This is a genomic window from Veronia nyctiphanis (genome assembly GCF_004116385.1).
Lineage (GTDB): Bacteria > Pseudomonadota > Gammaproteobacteria > Enterobacterales > Vibrionaceae > Veronia > Veronia nyctiphanis.
This window is the reverse complement of sequence record NZ_PEIB01000015.1, coordinates 83339-106149: the sequence shown is the minus strand read 5'-3', so window position 1 is coordinate 106149 and position 22811 is coordinate 83339. Positions and strand designations below refer to the sequence as shown.

The following is a 22811-nucleotide window of genomic DNA, read 5'->3' as shown; positions in this document are numbered from 1 at the left end:
TTTATAGTTTTTCTTTTAGTTCCGGTAGAACCCGGTTAATTGCATCATAAATAGCATCTTTAAATTTGCCATATCGCTCATCTTCTTCATTTCTTTTAGCGAGTAAGAAAACCCATTTGCTGTAGTTTTTTAATTTTAATTCTGCCGCGTCAATATGCTCAGGTACAACTTCAATACTATTTAGTAGTGCCTCAACTTTCGATCCGCAATCTCGCAAAAACTGCTCATGGTAGTCGGTATACAGAATTGCTAGTTCAACACTTATATCCATTTCATCATATTGATCACCAATTCTAGCGGCTAACTCTTTCTGCTTTAGAGTAAACTTAATACCAGTATCAATACGATTCTCAATAGGGCTAAATTTATCTTCTCGAGTACCAAAATACAGTTGCTTGTCAAGATCGTCGGGCACCTGAAGGTAACCCAGCGCACAGGCTGCAAGTATTGATGGAAGCCTAATCTCCATCTCTTCTGAACGACTTGGTAATAAAAGGTCTGAGAATCTCGCAGATTCACTGTGGCACTGATAAGAAACAAAACGTCCTTCATTACTCATCAATGCTCTGTCGTAATGCACTTTCAGTGCCGATACGACAGCTGCTTGACGAAGAGGGAAAAAGAAAGCAACTGTTAAAGCGCTAATTTCATTTGGGCATCGCTCTTCAGGGATGGTTTTAACTAAAATCTTTCCATCATTATTTGATAACGAACCTTCAATGCACGCTTTTAATGCATCTTGAAATGACTTAGGTACATCTTGACAAGTCGGTAGAAGCATCATCCGGCGCTTTCTCGGACCAGGCTTGGGTACGCTAGGGCGAGGTTGGCCCGCATCAAATGCAACCATAGGACTTGATGCATCAATCCAACGTTTGACTACATTCTCTAACTGCTTGGTAACCTCACCATATTGCTCATAGAGTTCTTTTACGATGTTTCGTCCGAAAAATGGCTTAAATGTCGGGTTATTTTCGACAACATCTGCATGGAAAGTATGGCTATATTGCAATGATTCTTTACGGATAGCAGAAGGGAATTCACCGCGTACAACGCTCGTTTTTTCGTCAATGACCATCAGGCGATTATAGGAGTCAAAGCTTTTGCGATCGCCGCGAAGCTCTTTTAATTGATCCCAAATAGCATTGCTGTTGGTCTCTAAAAGAGGCTTATTGGTGACAAAGTACTGCTGAATTGACTCATTAATTTCGTCCCAATTGATCCAATCTTCAATACCAGATTTTTTCTCGTTTTCAAGGTTTAAATCCGTTACGAAGTTATCTCTCAAGTTAGTGATATTTCGCTTAAACTGACCAACATCTTTTCGAAGTAACCGTAAGCTGTCTAATAATTCGAGACTAAAAGCAGCACCATATTTGGAAGCTCGCTCGTAGGTGCGATTAGAGTAGAAAACCACCGACTCTTCTTGGTACTGGGCAAATAAACGCAACGCCGCTCCACCAATTTTGTAGCCGATTTTGCCGATTCTTCTTATTTCCTCTTTTATTGTTACACGCTTCTTCTGGGCTGCAATTGCCATTTTTTCATAGCCAGCGCTTCTTTTGGCAAAGTTAGCAGCCTCGTCTTCTACCCGCTCAATCAGGTTTTCGACGATATCAGGTAGATTATGTGTTGTATAATTCTCTAATCCACTCTCGAGGCCATCAACCAGTAACGCCTCAATGTGTTTTCTTACGCTATTCGATCGCTTATCAAGTTGTATAGGGCTACCATGAAAACCGAAATAGCGTTCGACACCGCCTTGATCACCTAATGGACGAAAACCCTCATTCCAATATAGTTCTGCTTCACGGTTAAAAACTGTCACCCACTGCTGCATCTCTTGATACGAATCAGCTGTTTTCGTATTTTTTTCAATCTCCTCAAGCTTCAACCGCCAGTCTTGCTGATATGCTGCAAAGCTAGTTTCTTCAGAAAATTTCGTTTTTCCAACGGCTTTATCAAGCCATAGATCTCCCTTACTTACCTCTAGGTTTTTGACCAAATCAGCTACAAATGATTTAGCATTGAATGCAGTCGTCGGATCATCCACAAAGGATTTAACCCAATTATTATGCAAAATTTGTAGCGTGAATTGTAAACCGAGCGAGGAGATAAGACGCTGACGAATTTTTGTTTCTGGAATAGTTATCCTATGCACACCGTAAGCGCCATTCTTCATTGAACGGGGTCCGGTAAAGCCTTCATCAGTTGTTTCAGGGTTATCTTCGTTTGAAAGAGCTTGGCGAATTTCATTTGGTAGGTTGCCAAGTTGCCTTACAGACAGCTGGAACAATAGTTCTGCTGTCCCATTAACCTGTTCTGGCAAGCTAACGCGTTTTCCTTCTGATGTGCTATCCGTGACTAAGAATAGAGATTTATAGGTTTGCTTGAGATCATAGTGGTTTGTATCTTCCGCACTTGCATTGACAGGTTTAATAGATAAGCGCTTGGCGTGCGGAGGGTTTTTTATATCCCAAGGTTTATAATCAGAGCGGTTAAAAGCATTGTATTCTTTTAACGCGGCATATTGATTAATGTAAAAACGACCAGTGTTCTTATCGCCAACGTCTGCAGCAGTGGTAAAAGCATGGACATAGATCGTAGTGCGCCATGGCTGGTTTGATAGGTAAGATTGAAGCTGTGCCAAAATATCCAGCATTGTCCCACCGCCAGTACCAGTAGCTATACTGCCTGCAATGTGGATATCAACGGATTGCTCGCCGCCATTGTCACACAACCGTTCAAGTCGTCGCGACACCATTGATAACATTATCGACATTGTCCCCACTAGCAAGGGCCAGACGTCCCAGGCGACGAAGCTGGTTACACCCACAGTTTGGCTCTAAGCCAACTGTTATATTTGTTAAAAAGTCCTTTTCATCTTCTTTTCTGAGCCAAGGTGATACACCAGTATAAAGATCAAGGTTTTGGGCGGTATCCAACACTGAAGAGCTATTTAACAGTACCTGCTCGCGTCCCATTAAGTTGATGTCTTCGTTGAGGCTTACCCACTGCTCTCTTTTTCCCTGACCAGCTAGGTCATCAGAATGCGAATCAATACTGAGGGTGGCAATTCTCGAGATAAAGTCATTACCGAAGCTTTCTTTAAACTCAAACATGTCAGGAATTTGCTTATCTTCGGCACCGCGAGTTCTCCACTCAACATGAAGCTTCTTCTTCAATTCGCGAACAACTTCACATCCTGTCCCGCCAACCCCTATTAACAGTGTGTTTTTTTGAGTCATTTTAAGTCTCCATAGTGTCTAGTTTTCGCAGACACATTTTTCAATTCTAAAAATTTTCTTTGATTTCTCGAAGTGCCGACCAAGAAATTAAACCAATAATGATTGTTTGCAAAAGAAGCCAAAACCCCAGCAAGGCCAGAGAGCCAAATACAATTATCCGGTCAGACTGCTTAACTAATTCATTTGAAATATTGCTACTCGCAATACTAATTGCATCAGTAATTACGTATGTTGAAGAGTTCTCAAAGTATCTCTCAATATCTTCTGACATTTCGGACTTAGCTGAGCCCGATTCCGCTGAAAGTATCCAACTCAACATCGGCATTTTTTTCTCAAATTCTTCTTCTATTGAGTTGAGATATGTTTCTATAACAGTGATCTGGGCTTGATCTGAACGAGAAGGAATAGTTTCCCCCCCTAAATCTGGATGTGTATAACCTTTCAAGTTCTCGACGGGTAGCCCATCAGACGTTTTTAGTTCAGCGACATTTTCAAATGCATCCCGAAAGGTTGATTCTCGCCACTCTTCATTTTGAGTCAGGGCAAGTCCCCATCCCTTTATGACCACTTTCACAACCGGCTCTGTATAATGAAGTGATACAAGGCTTATAATTAATATAAAAGTGGAGGAATAAGAAAGTACGGATCCAATCGCGAAACCAAACCCTGGTTTATATGTTTCAGTTATATTCCTAGCAATGACTCTAATAATCCAAACTATCATAGCCGACACAACGAATGCTGCTGCGACACTTATATAGAGTGAATACTTTGCATTCTTCATCTCAAATATCAGTTGTAAAAAAACCATCATTATCGATAAAAACAATGAATCTGATGATATTAGTTTCTCAAGGACGTAATTTTCCATTTTTATCATTCCAAATGGTAATTTATAAATTCATCTATTATCAGTGATGGAGTAATTAATTCTGGGGCGTATTTTCTTAACATTTCCGACGTATAGCTTCGTTTAAAGCATTTTCAAATTAATTTTATGGAAAGCTTCAAAAATTTAACATGTTCATAATGCTGAAATGCAAATATGTGGTTTTATGTTTATTACAACAATCTTAACCAACACTTACTTGAGTACCAGAAGAATTTAGACTCTAGTCGAGATAAAATATGAATGTATATGTCTTTTAGTTATTTCAATTTTCATTATTTTCATTATTTCAGATTGTGAGGTTCGTCTAAATTTTTAATTTGAATATTCGCCGATGATTCAAACGAGAGATATGGTATAACAAGAATGTTATCTATGACCTCTTTCGTTTCTTAATTTTGCGATCAACTTAAGAAATATTTTAGACGCTTAGATAGGTCTCCACTAAACGCATGGATGCTCTCCTCTGCGTTTACAAAGTCTTACACTGGTACACACAACGACGCTCAGCAAGACCACTTTGTGTGTCGTCCATGACGCAGTTATTAATGCAAAAGTTGGTGTGCTATCGCCAATAAACGGCAAAGATCAGTGCGGCTCGGCCACGAAGGTTGATATCTTAAAAAGGTAACCAAAAACGATAAATAATATGATTACAGAGAGGGTAAATATGCACTACTCCCGTCTCTGTAACTCAGCATTTTACTCTCGGTAGATCTCTCCACCGAGTCGTGTATTGCGGCGATAAAAACTCGCGGCGCATGCCCCATTTCGGCGCAATGCCTTGCGCAGCCATGAACACAGTGCCTGTACCATAACGTTTATTCAGGCTGTCATAGGCTTTCATCAGCGTTGGGTTTCCGGGTTGTGAGTCGAAGAGGTCTGGCTGTATATGGTCAACTCTTGCGATATCTAGAAGCCCTACCCCCACTTTGTAGTACTTCACTCCTGGCTCAAATAATAGGGGAACCAGTTCAGATACCGCACGCGTGATGACAGTAGTGTCGTCAACAGCAAAAGCGAAGCGATGCAGTTGTTTGAAGCTTTTGGGTCTCTCGTCATATGGCGAGTTACCAGCAAAAACCATTAATACTGAGCTTGCTGATTTCTGCGCCCGTAATTTGGCGGCCGCGATCCCTGCGTGCTTGCATAATGCCTGATGTAACGAGACTTCATCGACGATACGTTCACCCATCGAACGGGTGGAGAAAATTTGTTGTTTATCCGCTCGAGAAGCATCCCAGCCTTTGCACACCTCGCCATTCAGTTCACGTACCGTGCGCTCCATCTCGACGTTAAACTCGCGACGAATCAAGGTAGGTTTTTGTCGCGACAGCTGCAATGCAGTTTCTATCCCCTGACGCTTCAACCGCGCCGCAATTCGTCTGCCCACGCCCCAGACATCTTCAACCGCCATCTGCTCCAACACATCAAGTCGCATCAATTCTGAGTTCAACACACAAACCCCGTCATATCCGGGCAATTTTTTCGCTGCGTTATTGGCGGCCTTCGCCAACGTCATGGTTGTACCCATGCCCACACCGACGGCCAAACGACATTCTTTCCAGACCGCCCGTCGAAGCGCTTTCGCGTGATCGCGCAAATCAGGGATAGCACTGCAACGGTGAAAAGACAGAAAGGATTCATCAATTGAGTAAACGTGCTGATCTGGTGCAAAGCGGCCGATCACCTGCATCATTTTGTCCGAGAGGTCACCATACAGTTCATAGTTCGACGAACACACGATCACTGACTGGGCTTCACACAATGCCTGTACTTGGAAATAGGGCTTAAACTTTTCGACACCCAATTCTTTTGCCTGCCGATTAGCTGCCACCACACAGCCATCGTTGTTCGACAGCACTATCATGGGTTTACCGCGCCAGTCAGGCCTGAATACCTGTTCTGCGCTGCAATAAAAGGCGTTGGCATCAACTAGCGCGAACATAACAATGGACTCTCGCGATGACAACGAATCGACCGCACCACAACACCTTCAACAGAAAAAGTATCGTGGCGGTTAATGTGAACTGAGGGATACCCTTCATTGGCAGAGAGCAGCAGACGATGGGTGACATCAAGAAGCTTGCAAACAAACTCACCATTAAAGTTTGCCACAATTACATCGCCGTCTCGGGCCGTTACATGCCTGTCAACAATCAGGATATCACCATCGAAGATCCCGACCCCCTGCATTGACTCGCCTGATGCACGGCCAATAAATGTTGCACTAGGGTGTTCAACTAACAGCTCATCCAGACTCAGCGGCAACTGACGATAATCACCCGCGGGTGATTCGAAACCGGTGATCCCGGCACTGGCAAAAATTGGGATAACATTCATTTTTATAATACTGTTTATTTATACAGTATTAATTGTATCGCTTTTTGTCTCAGTGGCAAGATCCAGCTTTTCTGACAGTCGAGGATTTGGGCACTTTTGTGTGTTCAAACCGATTCGGTCAAAGAAACAGCTGTTGAGAATAACGAAGAATGACAATCTAAGTAACACATTAGGAAGCCAATTTATTCAATAAGTTAAGTGAATAATTGTGCGCCCAGAGCCTTTGTAACTGCCGACTCAGCGAGAATTTCCGCAGTGTCATAAATAGGGGGTGATACATGGAGCGATGGACTCAAATAAGACAGTTCAGTGCAGGCAATCAGTATGTTGTCTGCGCCTTGTTCACTGAGGCTGCAATGGCACTTTCGAGAATTTTGGTGTCATCGATGTGAATTGAGTGCGCTTTATTCGCTTGATCAACGCCATAACTTGATGCTGATTCATGGAGTCGGGAAAAACAATCTCTATGTTCTGCTCAGAAAAGTATGGCTCAAATAACCTGACCTGCTGAACAGCGGTGGAGGCCAGTAAGCCAATTCTTTTAGAAAAGGGCTTTTGCTTACTCAAGTAAGCGGCAGAAATCTCAATCGTATTCAACATAGGAATAGCAACCTTATCCCTAATGTCTGAATAATAATGATGCGCGGTATTGCACGCAATGACGAGGAAATCAGCCCCCGCTTGCTGCAGGCCCTGCGCCATTGCAATTAAGGCAGGCAAAGGACTTTCGCCAGTTTGATCGATCAGGGCCTTAATCCGTGATGGTACTTTGGGGTTGTTATCGACGAGTAAACGGATATGGTCAATATCATCTGATGCGGGTGTAAGTTTGATGATCCTTTGCATCAAGTCCACGGTCGCATCAGGTCCCATTCCCCCCATAATGCCCACCGTGAGTGGCTTTTTTCTCATCAACTCGCCCTCTATATACTGCCAATGGTCCCGTATTTTGAGCAGCCTTATTTTTTCAACGGCGCAGTACTGTCTCTGGCAATAAGTTGGGTACTTACGGTTATTCTGTTTTCTGGCTCATTGCCTGCCAGCTTATCAAGAATATATTGAGCCGCCTTTTGCCCCATCGTTTTCGAGGGGATGTGTAAGGTTGTTAATGCGGGAGATAAATGCTCAGAAAACGGTAGGTCATCCACACCGGTTATAGAAACGTCCTCGGGCACATTGAGACCTAAATGCTGGCATTCGGTAATACAGCCAAACGCCAAGACATCGTTGCCACAAATAACGGCGGTTGGCCGCTCATTGTCTGGTCGACGCATCAGGTGTCGGGCTGCATGACGCCCTTCCCATATTCCGTAACGGCACTCAATAATATCTGCATCGTCGATGGTAATGCCTTCTGCGGCCAGTGCTTCGGTCACGCCGCGCACACGCTCCTGCGCCCTGTCATTACCCGTACGGATACCTGAAATGATAGCGAATTGCGTATGCCCCAAATTGAGCAGGTAGTTCGCAATCTTGGCACCCGCTTCTCTGTTATCAAAACCGACGGAGGGATGATCGTTGGTTTCGCTCAATGTCCAAAGGTTAACGTAAAGCTTTTGGTGTTGCTCTAGCAATGCATAGGACTCAGGGAGGTGTAAGTTCCCCACCAGTGCTACCGCCTCCACCCTTTGTTCCAACATATCGCGGATCTGTCGGTACTCATGCTCAAGGTCGTAATTCGATACCGACAGCATCAGCGTGTAACCCGCCTGATACAGCACTTTTTCCAGCTCACTGATACCTGACGCAAATATGGCGTTATCAATGGTGGGGATGATTGCGCCGACAATACGGGTTTTGCTTGAGGCAAGCGCCCGGGCTGCACCATCTCTCACATACCCTAATTTTAAAATCGTCTGCTCGATTTTCGCTCTGAGTTCTGGGTTAACCGGGCCACTGTTATTGATTACACGCGAAACCGAAGCCGTGGACACACCCGCCGCTTTCGCGACATCACTTAATGTCGGTTTATTCGTACCACTATGTAAGCGTTTTCTGGGCGTCATGTTCTGATTCTTCGTCAATTGATAACGTTACCTGCACTCCATCATATCTATTTCACATGGACGTTTTCAATCTTATTTTTGAGGCAGTCATTTATACGAAAAAATAAAATAAACAAATTTTTCAATGCATTAAGAATATAAAACAGTCTCTTTAGTATTTCACTTAGTATACGAAAACAAAAGTGCCAACTATTTACTCTTTTATTGTTTATAAAAAGTGAACGCACTCATGTTAATAACATTTCTATCACTAACAGACTCATCATGTAAGCGCTTACAGTTGATCTTACTTCCAGCTCTTCATAGGATAATTTTTGTTCAGCGAAAGCACGTAACTCACAAAGAATTATCAGAGCAACGCTCTGAACAGGAGTCGAAATGCCATCCAGCAACTCGTCAGCATCAGAAAACGCAAAACGTCGACTGGTGCAAAAAGGATATCTTTACGCCGCTTTGGTGTTTTTTATCGGCTATTGCATGAACATTCTCTTTGGGATCCTCAGTATTCGATTTGGTGCAGGCTTGCCATACGGAGAGCCGTTATTCGAATTCGTACTGCTTTTTCTTTCGGTGATTTTCGCCACCGCTTTCGTGCTCAAAAATGAGCAGCCTGATGGTAAGCCCCCTGTTGGCAGCCCCTCAAACACATAACAATGATCAAACCATACAGACGTTGCGCTTTATCTCTCTGAGTCTTCCTTAAATGAGTGGGTCGGCTCTTCACCTTACAGTAATGGGAGCACAACAATGAAAGGACTATTTAAGTCACGCAGCCATCAACACGCTAACCCAGACAGTGTTGAATCCATTGAGCGCCGCCGTTTCCTCGAGTTAAGTGGAAAATACGGATTCACGGCAGCCTTGGTTGCAGGTGCAGCAGGTACGCTTTTGTCCCCTGAAGCGAGCGCCGCCATCAGTAAAGAAGAAGCCCGACGCCAAAAAGCAGCAAAATACACCATGACGATAGCCACGGCCTATATTCTTGGTGCGTCACGCAGCTACCCCATCATGCAGCTCGATTTCAAAGAGAACATTCAGAACATGACCAATGATCAGGTCTATGTGAAGCTGGCACCGGGCGGGCAACTTGGTGCAGGCGGTGCGTTGGCTCAGAAGGTGCAGCAAGGTACCATTCAGGCGGCGCAGCACTCCTTGTCGAATTTTTCTTCCTTCGCGCCCGTGGTGGATTTGATCAATATTCCTTACTGGTGTGGCGAGAATCAGAAGTTTACCAACCTCGTCAATTCGGCGGCGTGGAAGAACGAAGTCGATGCCAAAATTGCTGACCGTGGCTTTAAAGCCCTATGGTATGTGTGTATTGACCCACGTGTTGTGGCGTTGCGTAAAGGCCGTGATGAGATCATCAAAACACCGGATCAACTTGAAGGGATCAAGTTCCGCGTGCCTGGCTCCAAAATCCTCCAGCAGTTCTATCGCCTGCTGGGAGCAAACCCAACACCCGTGGCATGGGGTGAAACACCGTCAGCATCAAACAAGGCGTAGCCGATGCCCTTGATCCGAGTGTTGAAGCTCTGAATATTTTTGGCTTTAAAGACGTGCTCTCCTCGGTGACCTTTATCCGCTCGGTGCCAGATGCACAGGTTTATTCCTGTAACCTCAAATGGTTTAACAGCCTGCCAAAAGACGTTCAAATGGGCATTGAGATGGCCAGTGAAGTAACTGCACAGCAGAATCTGGCAAAAGTTCCTGCCGCACGCGCGTTTGCGATGGCAGAACTGAAGAAAAACAAGGTGCAGTTCTACAGCCCAACGCCATCTGAGCTTAAACAGTGGCAAGACAAAGCAGGCCACCAGCTGCCTGTTTGGGATAAAACCAAAATCGAACTCGCAGGCTCACTCGATACTTTCAATAGCTTGCTTGAAGCAGCCAACACGCAAGGCCGTTATTACGTCCACGATATCTGATATCGAATTTCACTGAAATGGGTGAAGCTCTGTACCCAGACCCTTCGCATGATATTGGGGTACAGAGCCTTTCTTTACGGTTGTTTGCAGGTGGTTGTAATGCAAAATTGGCTCAAAAAAACGGACAATAATCTTGAGCGCTGGTTATGCCTAGTGTTCTACGCAATGATTGCTATCACCATTGTGTCTGAAGTGATGCGGCGGTTTTTACTCAGTTATTCCTCAATCTGGGGCGAGGAAGTCGCACGGTACTGTTTCATTTATCTCGCGTGGATTGGCGCGGCGTTAGCGGTCAAAGAGCGCAGCCATATCCGCATTGACGTGATCATGAATTTTTTGTCGTCACGCAATCAAATTCTCCTCTACATCTTCTCAGATATTCTGACGTTAATGCTTTCCGTGATTTGTCTGGTGGTCTCCGTGCTGCCTGTACTGACGTCGATTGAGTTCGGCTCCGTCACTCACGGCCTGAGGATCAGTCAATTTTGGTTTTTGATGGCTGTACCCATTGGTTTTTCATTGATTCTCGTTCGTCTCCTGCAGTCACTCAAACGCGATATTGCAGATTTACGGGCAGGAAGAGAGCCATTTAAAGGCACCCAGTTGGTTGACTAAGGAGTCAGGGAATGAATAACTATTATTTGCTGCAGGAAGCAGAAGCCGCCTCTTACGGTGCCAGCGTGTACATTCCAGTTCTGGCGATGATTGTGATGATTGCACTGGGTGTGCCAGTGTGGGTATTGCTGGGGTTAGGCTCTATCGCCATGCTGGTATTAACAGACGTACTGCCCTTGTCGCTGGTCGGCGAATCACTGTTTGACGGCATTGATGCATTTGCACTGATTGCCATTCCGCTCTTCATCCTGACAGGAGACGTTTTGGTTCGCACTGGCCTGTCGAATAAGCTGCTCGATATCGCGGAAGCTTGCACGGGCGCCGCACGTTCCGGGCTGGGCAGTTCAACCGTTCTCGGCTGTGGCTTTTTCGCCTGTATTTCCGGCTCTGACGCCGCGGGTGCTGCGGCAGTGGGCAGAATGACCATTCACCGCTTGGTAGACCGCGGATATCCAAAGGCTTATGCCTGTGCACTGGTCGCCTCCGGTGCATGTACCGGGATCCTGATACCACCCTCTATCGCCTATATCATCATCGGTCTGATTCTGGGTATTTCAGCATCGACATTGTTCCTAGCCGCCGCAATTCCCGGTCTGATGGTGATGATTTCCATTATGGTGACCAACGCCGTTCTCAACCGAATTTCCGGTTATGAGGATGCCAAAACAGGCTTCTCGTGGAAGCGTTGGACAAAAGCGATGATTGACGGACGCTATGCCCTTTTGATTCCCGGAATCATCCTGGGCGGCATTTACTCCGGCGTTTTCACCCCCACTGAAGCTGCTGCGATTGCCGTCTTCGTGGGCATTGTTATCGGTTTAGCGACAGGCACTATCACATGGCGTGATTTCCCAAAAATGCTGTATAGCTCAGCCAAAATCAACGGGATAATCCTGCCGATAATCGCCATGTCACTACCACTGGCCCAAACGCTAGCGATCCTCGATATTCCTCAGAGCTTTGTCGCCTCAATGACAGCTCTGACTGATGATCCGGTACATATCACCCTGTTGATGATTGCCATTTTAATTGTTGCTGGCTGTGTGATGGAAACCACACCGAATATCGTGGTGCTGTCGCCAATTCTTTTACCGCTGGCACAGTCGATAGGGATGGATGAAATCCACTTCTGCATCATGATGGTGACGGCATTGGGTGTTGGCTTTATTACCCCACCTTTGGGTCTGAACCTTTTCGTTGTTTCCGGCGTGACTGGCACACCGGTTCTGAGTGTTGCTCGCTACGCCGTGCCGTATGTGATTGCCATGCTTGGTGTGGTGTTGCTTCTGGCATTTATTCCGGCGTTGTCCCTTTGGGCATTACCAACTTAATACCCTGAGCAGCCACATAGCTGCTCCCCCTAATCCGTTTTTTCCAGCAGACAGACATGTCTGGTGAGTATTGTTGTGCGTTAAGGAGAGTCCAATGGCAATTACGTATTTAAAACAAGCAACCAAAACTGCGGCAACTGGCGAACAAGATGTCAGCGCCACCGTCAATGACATGTTGACTGCAATCGGTCAGCACGGCGAGCAAAAAGTCGTTGAATTCACTCAGTCATTTGATAAATGGCAAGGCGACATTCTGGTGCCTCAATCGGTGATTGATGATGCGGAAAAGCAGCTCAGCGAGCAGATGAAAAAAGATATCGCTTACGCCTATCAGCATGTAAAAGGCTTTGCCGAAGCGCAGCTTGATGCACTGAAAGAAACCGAAGTTGAGCTATCACCCGGTTTGATTGCCGGACAAAAGCTGATCCCGATGAATACCGCAGGTTGTTACATTCCGGGTGGCCGCTATTCGCATATCGCTTCTGCCATCATGAGTATCACCACTGCCAAAGTGGCAGGTGTCAAAAATGTGGTGGCTTGTTCACCCGCGAAACTGGGCAAGGGCGTACCTGCTGCCATCCTTTACACCATGAAATTGTGCGGTGCCGACCATATTCTTGCACTTGGCGGCGTGCAGGCTGTGGCCAGTATGGCTGAGGGTTTGTTTACAGGCACAAAGCCGACATTCTGGTTGGCCCGGGTAACCGCTTTGTCGCCGAAGCAAAAAGGCAGCTTTACGGTCGTGTCGGTATTGATATGTTTGCAGGGCCCTCTGAAGTCGCGGTCATAGCCGATGACAGCGCTGACCCACGCATTGTCGCCATTGACCTGATTGGTCAGGCAGAGCACGGTCTCGACAGCCCGGCGTGGCTCTTCACCACCAGCAGGCGTGTCGGTGAAGAAGTAATGAAACTGATGCCCGAGCTGATCGCCGATTTACCGGATACCGCGCGCGAAGCAGCCGAAACATCTTGGCGTGATTACGGCGAGGTAATTCTTTGCGAAAGTAGAGAGGAAATGGCCAGAATCAGCGACGAATATGCTTCTGAACACCTTGAGGTACAAACGGAAGATCTCGACTGGTGGCTGGAAAATCTGACCAATTATGGGTCGTTATTCCTTGGCGAAGAATCGACGGTTGCCTTTGGTGATAAATGCTCAGGGCCTAACCACATCTTGCCAACCAAAGGTGCGGCTAAATACACCGGAGGGTTGTCCGTCAGTAAATTCATCAAGATTTGCTCGTACCAGCGCCTAACGAAAGAGGCCAACCGTGATGTCGCGGCGGTCACAGCGAGACTCTCACGGTTGGAAGGCATGGAAGCGCACGCCAGAACCGGAGATGCGAGATTAGAAAAATACTTCCCGCAGGATGATTTTTCACTGCAGTACTGAATGCTCAGCACATTATCAGTGACCATGTGAGGAACAAAACAATGACAACATCACATCACCTGCCTCCTTCTCACTCACCGGAAAAGTGGCGCTCGTCACCGGGGGAGGAACAGGGCTAGGACGTCAGTTTGCAATAACATTGGCAGCCGCAGGGGCTGCCGTGATTGTGGTCGGTAGGCGGAAAGCACCGCTGCAAGAGACAGTAAAACGCATTGAGATAGATGGCGGACAAGCCGCCTGTGTCGCCGCCGATATCAGCGTAACTGCGGATATCCAAGATATTGTCTCACGCTGCAGCGAATATTTTGGCGCGCCGGACATTTTGGTCAATGCCGCTGGCGTTAACCTGCGTCAGCCTGTCGATGATATCGCTGAAAGCGACTGGGACATGACGCTAAACATCAACCTCAAAACCCCTTTCTTTCTCGCGCGTACCGTTTCTGACGCAATGAAAGCAAAAGGGGCGGGTAAAATTATCAATATCGCATCGTTGCAAAGTCAACGTGCCTTTGCCAATAGCCTGCCTTACGGCGCTTCAAAAGGTGGTATCTGTCAGCTCACACGGGCGATGGCTGAAACTTGGTCATCTTCGGGGATTCAGTGCAATGCCATCGCGCCGGGCTTCTTCCGCACTGAACTGACGCAGGCCGTTTTCGATGACACTGAGCGCGCCTCTAAACTGGCCGCCCAAACGGCAATAGGACGAAACGGTGAACCGGAAGATCTTAACGGCCCTTTACTGTTTTTTGCCTCATCGGCATCAGATTACGTCACAGGACAAACGCTCTACGTGGACGGAGGATTCACCGCAAAGTAGGCGCCTGACACAGCCTCATCGTTTCGAATACTGTAGAGAGAAATGACAATGAAAGCACTCGTATACGCTGCGAAAGAACACATGGAACTCCGCAACGAGCCAGAGCCTGTCGCGGAACAGGGCGAAGTGATTGTCCGCATCCTCAAAGCGGGGATCTGCGGGTCAGACATGCACGCCTATCACGGTCATGATCCCAGACGTGTGCCGCCGTTAATCCTTGGTCACGAAGCTTGCGGTATCGCAGAAAGCGGCAAATACAAAGGGCAAAAAGTGGTGCTCAACCCACTGATCACCTGCGGAGAATGCAACGATTGCCTGACAGGTCGACAAAACCTTTGCCAGTGCCGTACTGCCATTGGGTTAAAAAAGCCCGGCGCTTTCGCCGATTTTACGGCAATACCTGAACGCAACCTGATCCCGGTGCCGAATGACATGCCAGCCGAGCACGCTGCACTGGCCGAGCCAACTGCAACCGCAGTGCATGCCGTCGCGCTGGGTGAGCGGCATACGCATCGGCCTTTGAGCGAATACAAAATACTGGTGATCGGCGCAGGCTCCATCGGGTTACTCACTGCTCTGCTGCTGCAATACAAAGGCTGTATGGATGTGACCGTCAGCGACACAAATAGCTTGAGGCTTACCACCTGCCAGCAAGTAGGTATCGACAAGGTACATAATCCGCTGAATGATGCCCCTCATCCGGAAAATCATTTTGACTGGGTCATCGATGCGGTGGGCAGCGCAATCACACGCGATGTTGCCATGCATGCGATTCGCCCCGGTGGCGTGTTTATTCACGTCGGTTTACAGGATGCCTCCGGCACCTTTGATGTGCGTAAGATGACATTGCAGGAAGTCGCGGTTATCGGCGCATTCTCTTACACACAGACTGATATGAAAGTCGCGGTCGACTACCTCTACTCTGGTGCGCTTGGCACCCTGAACTGGATTGAGGAGCGTCAACTTTCTGAAGGCGCAGCGGCGTTTTCAGATCTCGATCAGGGGAAAACAGCAGCGGCGAAAATCATTCTCCAGATTGCTGATATGCCCGGGTAAGCCGTTCCGTGAGGAAAGAAGAGCGTAAAAGGAGCCACCATATATTGATGCTCCTTTTTCATATTAAGAAACGTGTCCTCTCACGGAGAAAAGTCTTGATTAATGATAAATTTAATGTGATGCAGAGCAGGCTCAGTCAACTCCCCTCCACCATCATTTTGTAGCTTTGATAACATCAGAGTGAATACGTTTTTTGAGTAAGGATTGTATGTCTAAACCCACCCATTTCATGCCGCTATACGCACAAGTCAAAGAACTTCTTACCCAGCGATTGATTGATAAAGTCTGGACGCCCGGAATGGCGTTACCCAGCGAGTTTCAACTCGCGGATGAGTTATCAGTCAGTCAGGGGACAGTACGTAAGGCATTGGATGAAATGGCGGCCGAGAAACTGGTAATCAGACGACAGGGAAAAGGCACCTATGTCGCCGAACACACCCAAGAACAGCCGCTCTACCACTTCTTCCGATTTGTCGATAACGACGGAAACCGTCATCTCCCCGATAGCAAACTGGAAAGTATCGTGCGGAAAAAAGCGACGCCCCTTGAGGCGCGTTCTCTCGGCCTTAAAAATAGCGATAAAGTGGTGCGCATCCATCGGGTTCGCTGGCTTGGTGGCCAACCTGTGATTAATGAAGTCGTCAGTCTGCCCGACGGGCTTTTTGACAACGCTGAAGTCCCGAGCGATCTTCCCAATATTCTCTACAGTTACTACCAACAGGATTTGGGCGTATCGATCGTAAAAGTCTCCGAAAAGCTGACTGCGGAATCGGCATCGGCAAGCGACCATCAGACTCTGGGGGTGGAAGTCGGAACACCTATACTGCAAGCATTACGTGTCGCTTACTCGCTTGATGGTCGAGCTGTAGAGATGCGCCAAACTCGCTGTCACACCGATCAGTACCACTACCTCAACGAGCTGACCTAAACCGTCGCGCCATGTGAAATAACGACGCACAGTCTCAGAACTTTCCCTTAAACACAAAAAAGCTGCAGCTCCAAGGGCAGGATGGCTGCAGCAAACACATAATAGGGAAAGGTTTTTACGTGTTAAGCACTTCGGTAAAGCTTAGTCAGAGAGAACTCGACGTGACCGAGCACTTCAGCGCAGGTGTGACGACCATTCGCAGTATCTATCACCATATCAATTAAGAGATCGCCCGCCTGATCCAGAGTCATCTCATGACGAAGGATGGCTGAAACATCATGATCGATATGTTCGCTCATGGTACGCACAGTTCTTGGGTTTCCGGTAATTTTCAAAACAGGCATGATCGGGTTACCAATCACGTTGCCTTGGCCTGTCGGGAACAGGTGAACCGCATAGCCTGCTGCTGCCTGAAGGGTGTTACACTCGGCCGCCGCTGACGAGGTATCCATAAAGTAGAGACCCGGGCCTTTTGCCGGCGCTTCAGCTGGCTCAAGGACATCGACATATTGGGTTTTCTTACCAATCTTCTGCACATTGCCAAGCGCTTTTTCTTCGATGGTCGTTAATCCACCTTCGATGTTGCCTTTGGTCGGTTGTGAATCTGACAGGTCATTGGTTTTCTCGGCGAGAATAAAATCGTTATAGGAAGACCAAGTACTCATGAATTTATCTGCTGCCTCCGGCGATGCTGCTCTGCCTTTTACAATGTGCTCAGCACCCGTAATTTCAGAGGTTTCACCAAAACAGGTAGTCGCGCCGATAGCATCCATTTTATCGATGAAGTTACCGACAGTCGGGTTGGCAGACAAACCTGATGTGGTATCAGATTCACCGCATTTTACCGCCACCCACAAATCACTCAGCGGGCATTCTTCGCGGCTCAATCCCGTCGCGTAGTGAACAAATTCTTTGGCTTTTCGTGAGGCCGCCGCCACGGTATTAATATCACCGTTCTGCTCAATCGAGAATCCGGCAACAGGCTTGCCCGTTTGTGCAATCCCTTCTACGACTTTCTGCGTCCAACCCGGTTCAATACCGATCACCACAACAGCAGCAACATTGGGGTTCGCACCGGTGCCGATAATGGTGCGGAAATGGAGTTCAAGGTCAGCACCAAACTGCAAACGTCCATATGAGTGCGGAATGGCAATCGTGCCTTTAATGTTGTTCGATACCGCCTCACAGGCTGCATTTGAAATATCATCCAATGGCAGAATAAGGACATGATTGCGGACACCGACACGGCCGTTATCTCTGCGGTAACCCATAAATGTTGTACGTTCCATTGTCTTGTCTCCTTTGGTTACCAGCGTTTGGTTTTGATGTTGTGAACGTGAGCATGACCACCCTGAGGGATCGCCTCAACCACCTTGCCCATATCGACACCGTATTTCATCACTGTGTCACCGATGTCCATATCGCCCAATGCGATTTTGTGGCCCAGCGGAATGTCATTTTGCGCTGTCATGGTCACTTTCTCGTGGGTATCCATGGTGTATCCACACACCTCCATACCCGCTTTCACTGTCTCAACAACCACAACGCCAACAGAGTCACCGTCATCGTGGATCAAAAAATGTGTCTCGCTCATTTCTCCTCCCAATCGCTCTTAGTCTGCATGTACTTCGTTTGAATGTATTTCGGTTTCAGTGTGCAAAACCTCAATCTGTATTTAGCCTAGCGATCGAACAGATCTTATACAAGATGTCTTTTGTCTTATATCTTATATAAGACTTAATTTGGATTTTAAGGTATTGATTTATGGGAGGTAAAAAAGAGAGAAAAATCTCAATCGATGAGGAAAGGGCAAATTGAGCAGCTAAAGAAGTTGATGCGTTGGGAGGGTTTTACGTTGAAAGTGATCGACTGACCGAGATCAGAAAAGATCTAAACAACAAGGTTTGATACTGATCTCAATTAGAGAGTTTGTGATCTGTGCAAAAGAGGTCATACACAAAAATCACAGCGGATTGTCATTTCTTTACAATCTCGAACCATCACAATTTGTGACTTCTCCAATAAAGATGAGTGATAACGATGAAACTCAAGAAACATGCTCTCGCTTTGATGATGGGAGCAAGCCTACTCGCTGGCTGTGCCAATTCAGACACCCGCAAGGCTGTCGAACCAACATTTAAAATCGCAGCCTACAATCTCTCTTTTGATCGCAGCACGTTTACTCAACTGGCTGAAGAAATGAACACAACGCCGCTTCAGCAACAACAGTTGATTCATGCCTTCACGCAAGGAGTATTGTCGGGCGAAAACAAGGTGCGGGCGGAAAAAATCATTCAAATCCGAAATGTTGCCGCAACCATTCAGGCAACGCGCCCACATGTACTCATGATGAGTGAGTTCAACAATGACGGAACGGGTGATGACCTTTCGGCGCTGCGCGATTTCCAGAAAAACTATCTCTCGGTAGGCCAACAAAGTGACGGCTTGCTGGGCGGTGAACGCCTCGCACCTATCGCTTACCCATTTGGTGAAAGTTTTTCTACCAACACAGGCCTGCTTAGCGACTTAGATTTGGACAACAATGGTAAGGTCGCTTTACCGGGCGATGCATGGGGCTTTGGCTTCTATCATGGTCAATATGCCTTTGCTGTTCTCTCTCAGTTTGAAATTGACCGTCAGAACATCCGCACCTTCCAGAACTTCAAATGGAAAGATTTGCCGGGCGCAGAGAACCCAACCATCACTAAGTGTGACAGCGAGAGACACTCTATTCCGTCAGGCATGAAGTGCGGTGACAACTGGTACAGTGATGATGAATGGCAGCAGGTTCGCCTGTCATCGAAAAACCATGTTGATGTGCCAGTTCTCATTGAAACTAATGACGGCGTGCGGTCTGTGCATTTATTGATGTCACACCCTACCCCACCCGTTTTCGATACCGTCACCATCAACAATAAGCTACGTAATCGCGACGAAATTCAGTTTTGGAATGATTACATCAGCGGCAAATCCTATTTCTATGACGACAAAGGTGTAAAAGGCGGTCTGAATGCAGATGCCGATTTCGTCATCATGGGTGATCTCAATGCCGACCCAGATGCCGGTGACGGATTCACAAAAACGATTGGCGCGCTGTTGTCGCACCCTAGTGTTAATCAGACAGCAACAACAGGTGACTTCGTACCAACCAGTCTTGGCGGAAGCAATGTTACTCTGGCAAAGAATGTCGAACAGATAACCCTTACGCTGAGCGCATCACCAGTACTTTTGGCCTCCGCGTCGACCATGTCATCCCTTCCAAAAAACTGGATGTAAAAGACTCTGGCGTCTTCTGGCCTGCAGTCGGTGAAAACGGTCGTGGCTTAGTAAATGACAAAGCAGTTGGAAAATACGGTAATGGTAAAGACGTATCGTCTGATCACCGTATGGTCTGGATTGAAACCAGCCTCAAATAAGACGCTTGTTGACTGATAACTAACCTTGAAGCCCCGCGTTGACGGGGCTTTTTTATAGATACTGATTAAACTCTAATACGTTGCCATCAGGATCACGGATAAAACATGCCAAACGTCGACCGCCAATTTTAATTGGTCCTTCGGTAATTGTTATCGATGCATCACGACAACCCCTTTCAAAGGCCGCCATTGAATCAATGATGAAAGCGACGTGCGTAATACCCGGCAGCTTAACCTTGTTGTCTTGCAATATGTTGAACTGCTTTGGTGAATTAGGCTGTGCGTTGAATATCAGGTTAAGCATCACGCCTTTCTCACTCACCAATTCAACGGCTTGATGTTCAGGTAGTTCCACATCCAGCCTAAAACCGAGCTTGGCATAAAAGGTGAGTGCTTCTGCTCGGTCACTGACCCTTATACCGACATGCTCGTATCCTTTAATCACAAAACTCATGGTGATTACTCAATCCCCGGCATGGTGATAAAGCCATTCAACATCTTTATCCGTTCACACCAAGCTCGAGTTTTAGGGTATGCATCAAGCGCAACACCTCCTTGATGAGCCAATGCGATATAGGGGAAACAGGCAATATCCGCCAATGTCACTTTATCACCCACCAGCCAATTACTGTCCTGCAAGGTGGCTTCAGTAACATCGAGGACAGCCCGCGCTTTGTCCCTTGCCTCAGCAACATCCAACGGCACTTCAAACAGATCATGCAAGCGGGCATCATTAGGGCCACGTGCAATTTCGTTGGCAGAAAAAGATAGCCACTGCATGATTAGCGCCTGACCGATAGCGCCATGCGGCCACCAGTTGATCAGGTCATATTTGACCGCGAGATACACCAAAATCGCTTGCGAGTCTCTGATGATCAGTCCGTTGTCATCTAGCGACGGGAGTTGCCCTAAAGGATTAATCGCAAGATACTCGCTACCTTTGTGCTCGCCTGCAAGATAATCGACGGGCACAATGTCCAGGGGGATGTTGTTAAGAGCACAAAACAGCCTGACTTTATAACAATTTCCTGACAGTTCCAGATCGTAAAGCTTCATCGTTACCGCTCCTTGTTCGCAATCGGTCAACTCACTTTAGGCAGAACAACTCACCATAACAGCCCTCAAACACGCTGGTGACTGATGCAAATTTGCATCTCGGATCAAGCTTCATACTAAGGGAGGATTGTCTCACTCACCCTAAGCTCCCACGATAGCGTTGAATAGTCATGGAGGGCGGAATGACAATTACCACCACAAGTAATTCAAAGCCTCAGCTCAGCTGGAATGATTTAAAGGTATTCCATGCTTTTGCTCAAACTGGCTCAATAAACAGTGCAGCCCGACACTTAGACGTTGATAACTCAACCGTATCCCGCCGATTACAGGATTTAGAAAAACAGTCTGGCGTCATGCTGGTAGAGAGAACATCGAACGGCTATCGGCTCACCCGCGAAGGCAGCGAACTTAAGCAACTGGTCAATGGTATGGCGGAAGGTGCGGGCAATATTCATCAATGGTTAAAAGAAAAAGAGAGCGTGTTGTCGGGCAGACTCACATTGAGCTGCTGTGACATTTCAATGCCACGACTATCAACCTTGATCCGATATTTTCAGGAACAGCACCCCGACACTCAATTTACCATCGAGCCAGTCCGTCACTTGCACGATTCGGGCCTGACGGTGTTGATATCGCAATAAGAGCGACTAACAACCCAGACGACAGTTTGATTGGTATTCGCCTACAGAATTTTGAGTTTGTGCTCACCTACCCATCATCCCGGCAAGAAATAACTGGGTTACCTTGGGTAAGGCTAAATGAGCAGCATCAAGGGCTGCCGTCAGAGCGATGGAATGGTGCCGAAAAAGCGACATGTCGATCACGCATCGCAACCGACAGTTACCTGAGTGTCATGCAGTTGATAAGCGCAGGAAATGGTATCGGCCTGGTACCGGACTTTGTTGTTCGAAGTAACCCATTACTGGGAAGCCAAAAAACCGAAACATCCTTACCACAGTGGTCTTTGTGGTTGCTTTACCAGCCTCAGCTGCGCAAGAGCCCATTGGCAAGGACATTCAGTGATTACCTAAAAGAAAATTGGCTACCACCTGTTAAGGCTATCAGTCGTGCAGCGAACTCGATAGAGTAAATACTTTCCCGTAGCTTTTGTCCAAAGCCATGCTTGAACATAAAAATCTCAGTCATTGCCTCTGACAAACCATAAATCGGTATGAATTCTTCTCGGGTTTAACTGATTCTATCCTTAGCGACGCGAGCTGAGAACATCACCCAAGATAACAGCTGTCGCGCAAGTTATGTGTTTCCAGCAGAGTCACCCCCTCTTCCACCACTCTTTGAAATTTCCCCCAAACTCTGCAGTTTCTCTATGTCATCCAAAGCCTGTCGTTACCCGTAAATAATTCGCAACAAACTAAATCAAAACAGGAATAGAGAAATATGTTCTCAGCAGACGAAGAGTCAAGAATCATTGAAATGGCGTGGGAAGACAGAACACCTTTCGAAGCGATCACACTTCAATTTGGTCTTACTGAGCCTCAGGTTCAGGCACTAATGCGCAGAAATCTTACTCCATCCTCATTTAAGCTTTGGCGTAAACGCGTGTCAGGAAGAAAGACCAAACATTTGCAACTGAGAAGCAAAGACGTCAGTCGCGGATACTGCCCCTCACAATACAAGCAGCGATAAAATCAAAAACCATCGTATAGATGAATGAATACACAGGACATTACTTTTTCGGTCTCGTCTTGATGAAATACGATCATAAAATATCAACATCATTTATATGCAGTGTGCCCCTCAAAGAAGTAACAAAGACGATGACTTT

23 protein-coding genes and 1 pseudogene are annotated in these 22811 nt (G+C 46.8%); 13 read left to right on the top strand and 11 right to left on the bottom strand.

Annotation, left to right across the window (positions count from 1 at the left end):
- Position 1: 1 nt before the first annotated feature.
- The 7 genes from CS022_RS13490 to CS022_RS13460 form a co-directional block, all read right to left on the bottom strand.
- On the bottom strand, positions 2-2782 hold the full coding sequence (locus tag CS022_RS13490; RefSeq protein ID WP_129122719.1) for a tubulin-like doman-containing protein: 2781 nt from the start codon (positions 2780-2782) through the stop codon (positions 2-4).
- Complete coding sequence (locus CS022_RS13485; RefSeq protein WP_129122718.1) at positions 2745-3248, bottom strand: tubulin-like doman-containing protein; 504 nt, start codon at positions 3246-3248, stop codon at positions 2745-2747. The genes CS022_RS13490 and CS022_RS13485 overlap by 38 nt, the downstream gene beginning before the upstream one ends.
- A 46-nt stretch (positions 3249-3294) precedes the next feature.
- Entirely contained in the window at positions 3295-4119 is an 825-nt protein-coding gene (locus CS022_RS13480) for a hypothetical protein (protein ID WP_129122717.1), read from the bottom strand.
- A 712-nt stretch (positions 4120-4831) separates the two neighbouring features.
- Positions 4832-6085, bottom strand: coding sequence for a Y-family DNA polymerase (locus tag CS022_RS13475; protein ID WP_129122716.1), 1254 nt, complete (start codon positions 6083-6085; stop codon positions 4832-4834).
- The gene (locus tag CS022_RS13470; protein ID WP_129122715.1) at positions 6073-6480 is read right to left on the bottom strand and encodes a LexA family protein; all 408 of its coding nucleotides are present in this window, start codon (positions 6478-6480) and stop codon (positions 6073-6075) included. Before CS022_RS13470 ends, CS022_RS13475 begins: the two co-directional genes overlap by 13 nt.
- A 342-nt stretch (positions 6481-6822) precedes the next feature.
- Positions 6823-7392: a cysteate racemase gene (cuyB, locus tag CS022_RS13465; RefSeq protein ID WP_235869503.1), complete on the bottom strand. Its 570-nt coding sequence runs from the start codon at positions 7390-7392 to the stop codon at positions 6823-6825.
- A 47-nt stretch (positions 7393-7439) separates the two neighbouring features.
- Positions 7440-8486: a LacI family DNA-binding transcriptional regulator gene (locus CS022_RS13460; protein WP_129122714.1), complete on the bottom strand. Its 1047-nt coding sequence runs from the start codon at positions 8484-8486 to the stop codon at positions 7440-7442.
- 378 nt (positions 8487-8864) lie between these two features.
- Here CS022_RS13460 and CS022_RS13455 point away from each other — a divergent pair, with 378 nt between their 5' ends.
- The 9 genes and pseudogenes from CS022_RS13455 to CS022_RS13420 all read left to right on the top strand — a co-directional run bounded on the left by CS022_RS13455 (position 8865) and on the right by CS022_RS13420 (position 16553).
- Complete coding sequence (locus CS022_RS13455) at positions 8865-9137, top strand: DUF2207 domain-containing protein (RefSeq protein ID WP_129122713.1); 273 nt, start codon at positions 8865-8867, stop codon at positions 9135-9137.
- 96 nt (positions 9138-9233) lie between these two features.
- Entirely contained in the window at positions 9234-9989 is a 756-nt protein-coding gene (gene dctP / locus CS022_RS27340) for a TRAP transporter substrate-binding protein DctP (protein WP_268967899.1), read from the top strand.
- Positions 9974-10411: a type 2 periplasmic-binding domain-containing protein gene (locus CS022_RS27335; RefSeq protein WP_328590363.1), complete on the top strand. Its 438-nt coding sequence runs from the start codon at positions 9974-9976 to the stop codon at positions 10409-10411. The genes dctP and CS022_RS27335 overlap by 16 nt, the downstream gene beginning before the upstream one ends.
- 99 nt (positions 10412-10510) lie before the next feature.
- Positions 10511-11026, top strand: a complete 516-nt coding sequence (locus CS022_RS13445; protein ID WP_129122712.1) for a TRAP transporter small permease — start codon at positions 10511-10513, stop codon at positions 11024-11026.
- Between the two features lie 11 nt (positions 11027-11037).
- A complete protein-coding gene (locus CS022_RS13440) occupies positions 11038-12357 on the top strand; it encodes a TRAP transporter large permease (RefSeq protein WP_129122711.1) in 1320 nt (439 codons plus the stop codon).
- Between the two features lie 94 nt (positions 12358-12451).
- Positions 12452-13752 (top strand): annotated as a pseudogene (gene hisD, locus CS022_RS28100) (histidinol dehydrogenase).
- A gap of 85 nt (positions 13753-13837) precedes the next feature.
- On the top strand, positions 13838-14569 hold the full coding sequence (locus CS022_RS13430; protein WP_235869502.1) for an SDR family NAD(P)-dependent oxidoreductase: 732 nt from the start codon (positions 13838-13840) through the stop codon (positions 14567-14569).
- Positions 14570-14617: 48 nt separating this feature from the next.
- Positions 14618-15625, top strand: a complete 1008-nt coding sequence (locus tag CS022_RS13425) for a zinc-dependent alcohol dehydrogenase (RefSeq protein WP_201746280.1) — start codon at positions 14618-14620, stop codon at positions 15623-15625.
- A gap of 208 nt (positions 15626-15833) precedes the next feature.
- Positions 15834-16553 carry a GntR family transcriptional regulator gene (locus CS022_RS13420; protein WP_129122708.1) on the top strand — a complete coding sequence of 240 codons (720 nt, stop codon included), beginning with the start codon at positions 15834-15836 and terminating at the stop codon, positions 16551-16553.
- Positions 16554-16675: 122 nt separating this feature from the next.
- On the opposite strand, the gene CS022_RS13415 is transcribed toward CS022_RS13420, so the two are convergent.
- Both CS022_RS13415 and CS022_RS13410 read right to left on the bottom strand, forming a co-directional pair.
- Entirely contained in the window at positions 16676-17842 is a 1167-nt protein-coding gene (locus CS022_RS13415) for a UxaA family hydrolase (protein ID WP_129122707.1), read from the bottom strand.
- Positions 17843-17859: 17 nt separating this feature from the next.
- Positions 17860-18147 (bottom strand): flagellar biosynthesis protein FlgA, encoded by a 288-nt coding sequence (locus CS022_RS13410; RefSeq protein WP_129122706.1) that lies wholly within the window; start codon positions 18145-18147, stop codon positions 17860-17862.
- A 446-nt stretch (positions 18148-18593) separates the two neighbouring features.
- Between CS022_RS13410 and CS022_RS13405 the strand changes: the two genes are divergently transcribed.
- Entirely contained in the window at positions 18594-19829 is a 1236-nt protein-coding gene (locus CS022_RS13405; protein ID WP_328590358.1) for an endonuclease/exonuclease/phosphatase family protein, read from the top strand.
- A 192-nt stretch (positions 19830-20021) separates the two neighbouring features.
- Here CS022_RS13405 and CS022_RS13400 read toward each other — a convergent pair whose 3' ends face one another.
- Both CS022_RS13400 and CS022_RS13395 read right to left on the bottom strand, forming a co-directional pair.
- Entirely contained in the window at positions 20022-20423 is a 402-nt protein-coding gene (locus tag CS022_RS13400; protein ID WP_235869501.1) for a VOC family protein, read from the bottom strand.
- Positions 20424-20428: 5 nt separating this feature from the next.
- Positions 20429-21025 carry a glutathione S-transferase family protein gene (locus CS022_RS13395; protein WP_129122704.1) on the bottom strand — a complete coding sequence of 199 codons (597 nt, stop codon included), beginning with the start codon at positions 21023-21025 and terminating at the stop codon, positions 20429-20431.
- Between the two features lie 182 nt (positions 21026-21207).
- On the opposite strand from CS022_RS13395, the gene CS022_RS13390 reads away from it, so the two are divergent.
- From CS022_RS13390 to CS022_RS13380, 3 genes are all read left to right on the top strand, one after another.
- Entirely contained in the window at positions 21208-21666 is a 459-nt protein-coding gene (locus tag CS022_RS13390; protein WP_161569632.1) for a LysR family transcriptional regulator, read from the top strand.
- Positions 21667-21692: 26 nt separating this feature from the next.
- Positions 21693-22115: a LysR substrate-binding domain-containing protein gene (locus CS022_RS13385; RefSeq protein ID WP_235869500.1), complete on the top strand. Its 423-nt coding sequence runs from the start codon at positions 21693-21695 to the stop codon at positions 22113-22115.
- Positions 22116-22423: 308 nt separating this feature from the next.
- Positions 22424-22672: a TIGR03643 family protein gene (locus tag CS022_RS13380; protein ID WP_129122701.1), complete on the top strand. Its 249-nt coding sequence runs from the start codon at positions 22424-22426 to the stop codon at positions 22670-22672.
- Positions 22673-22811: the final 139 nt, after the last annotated feature.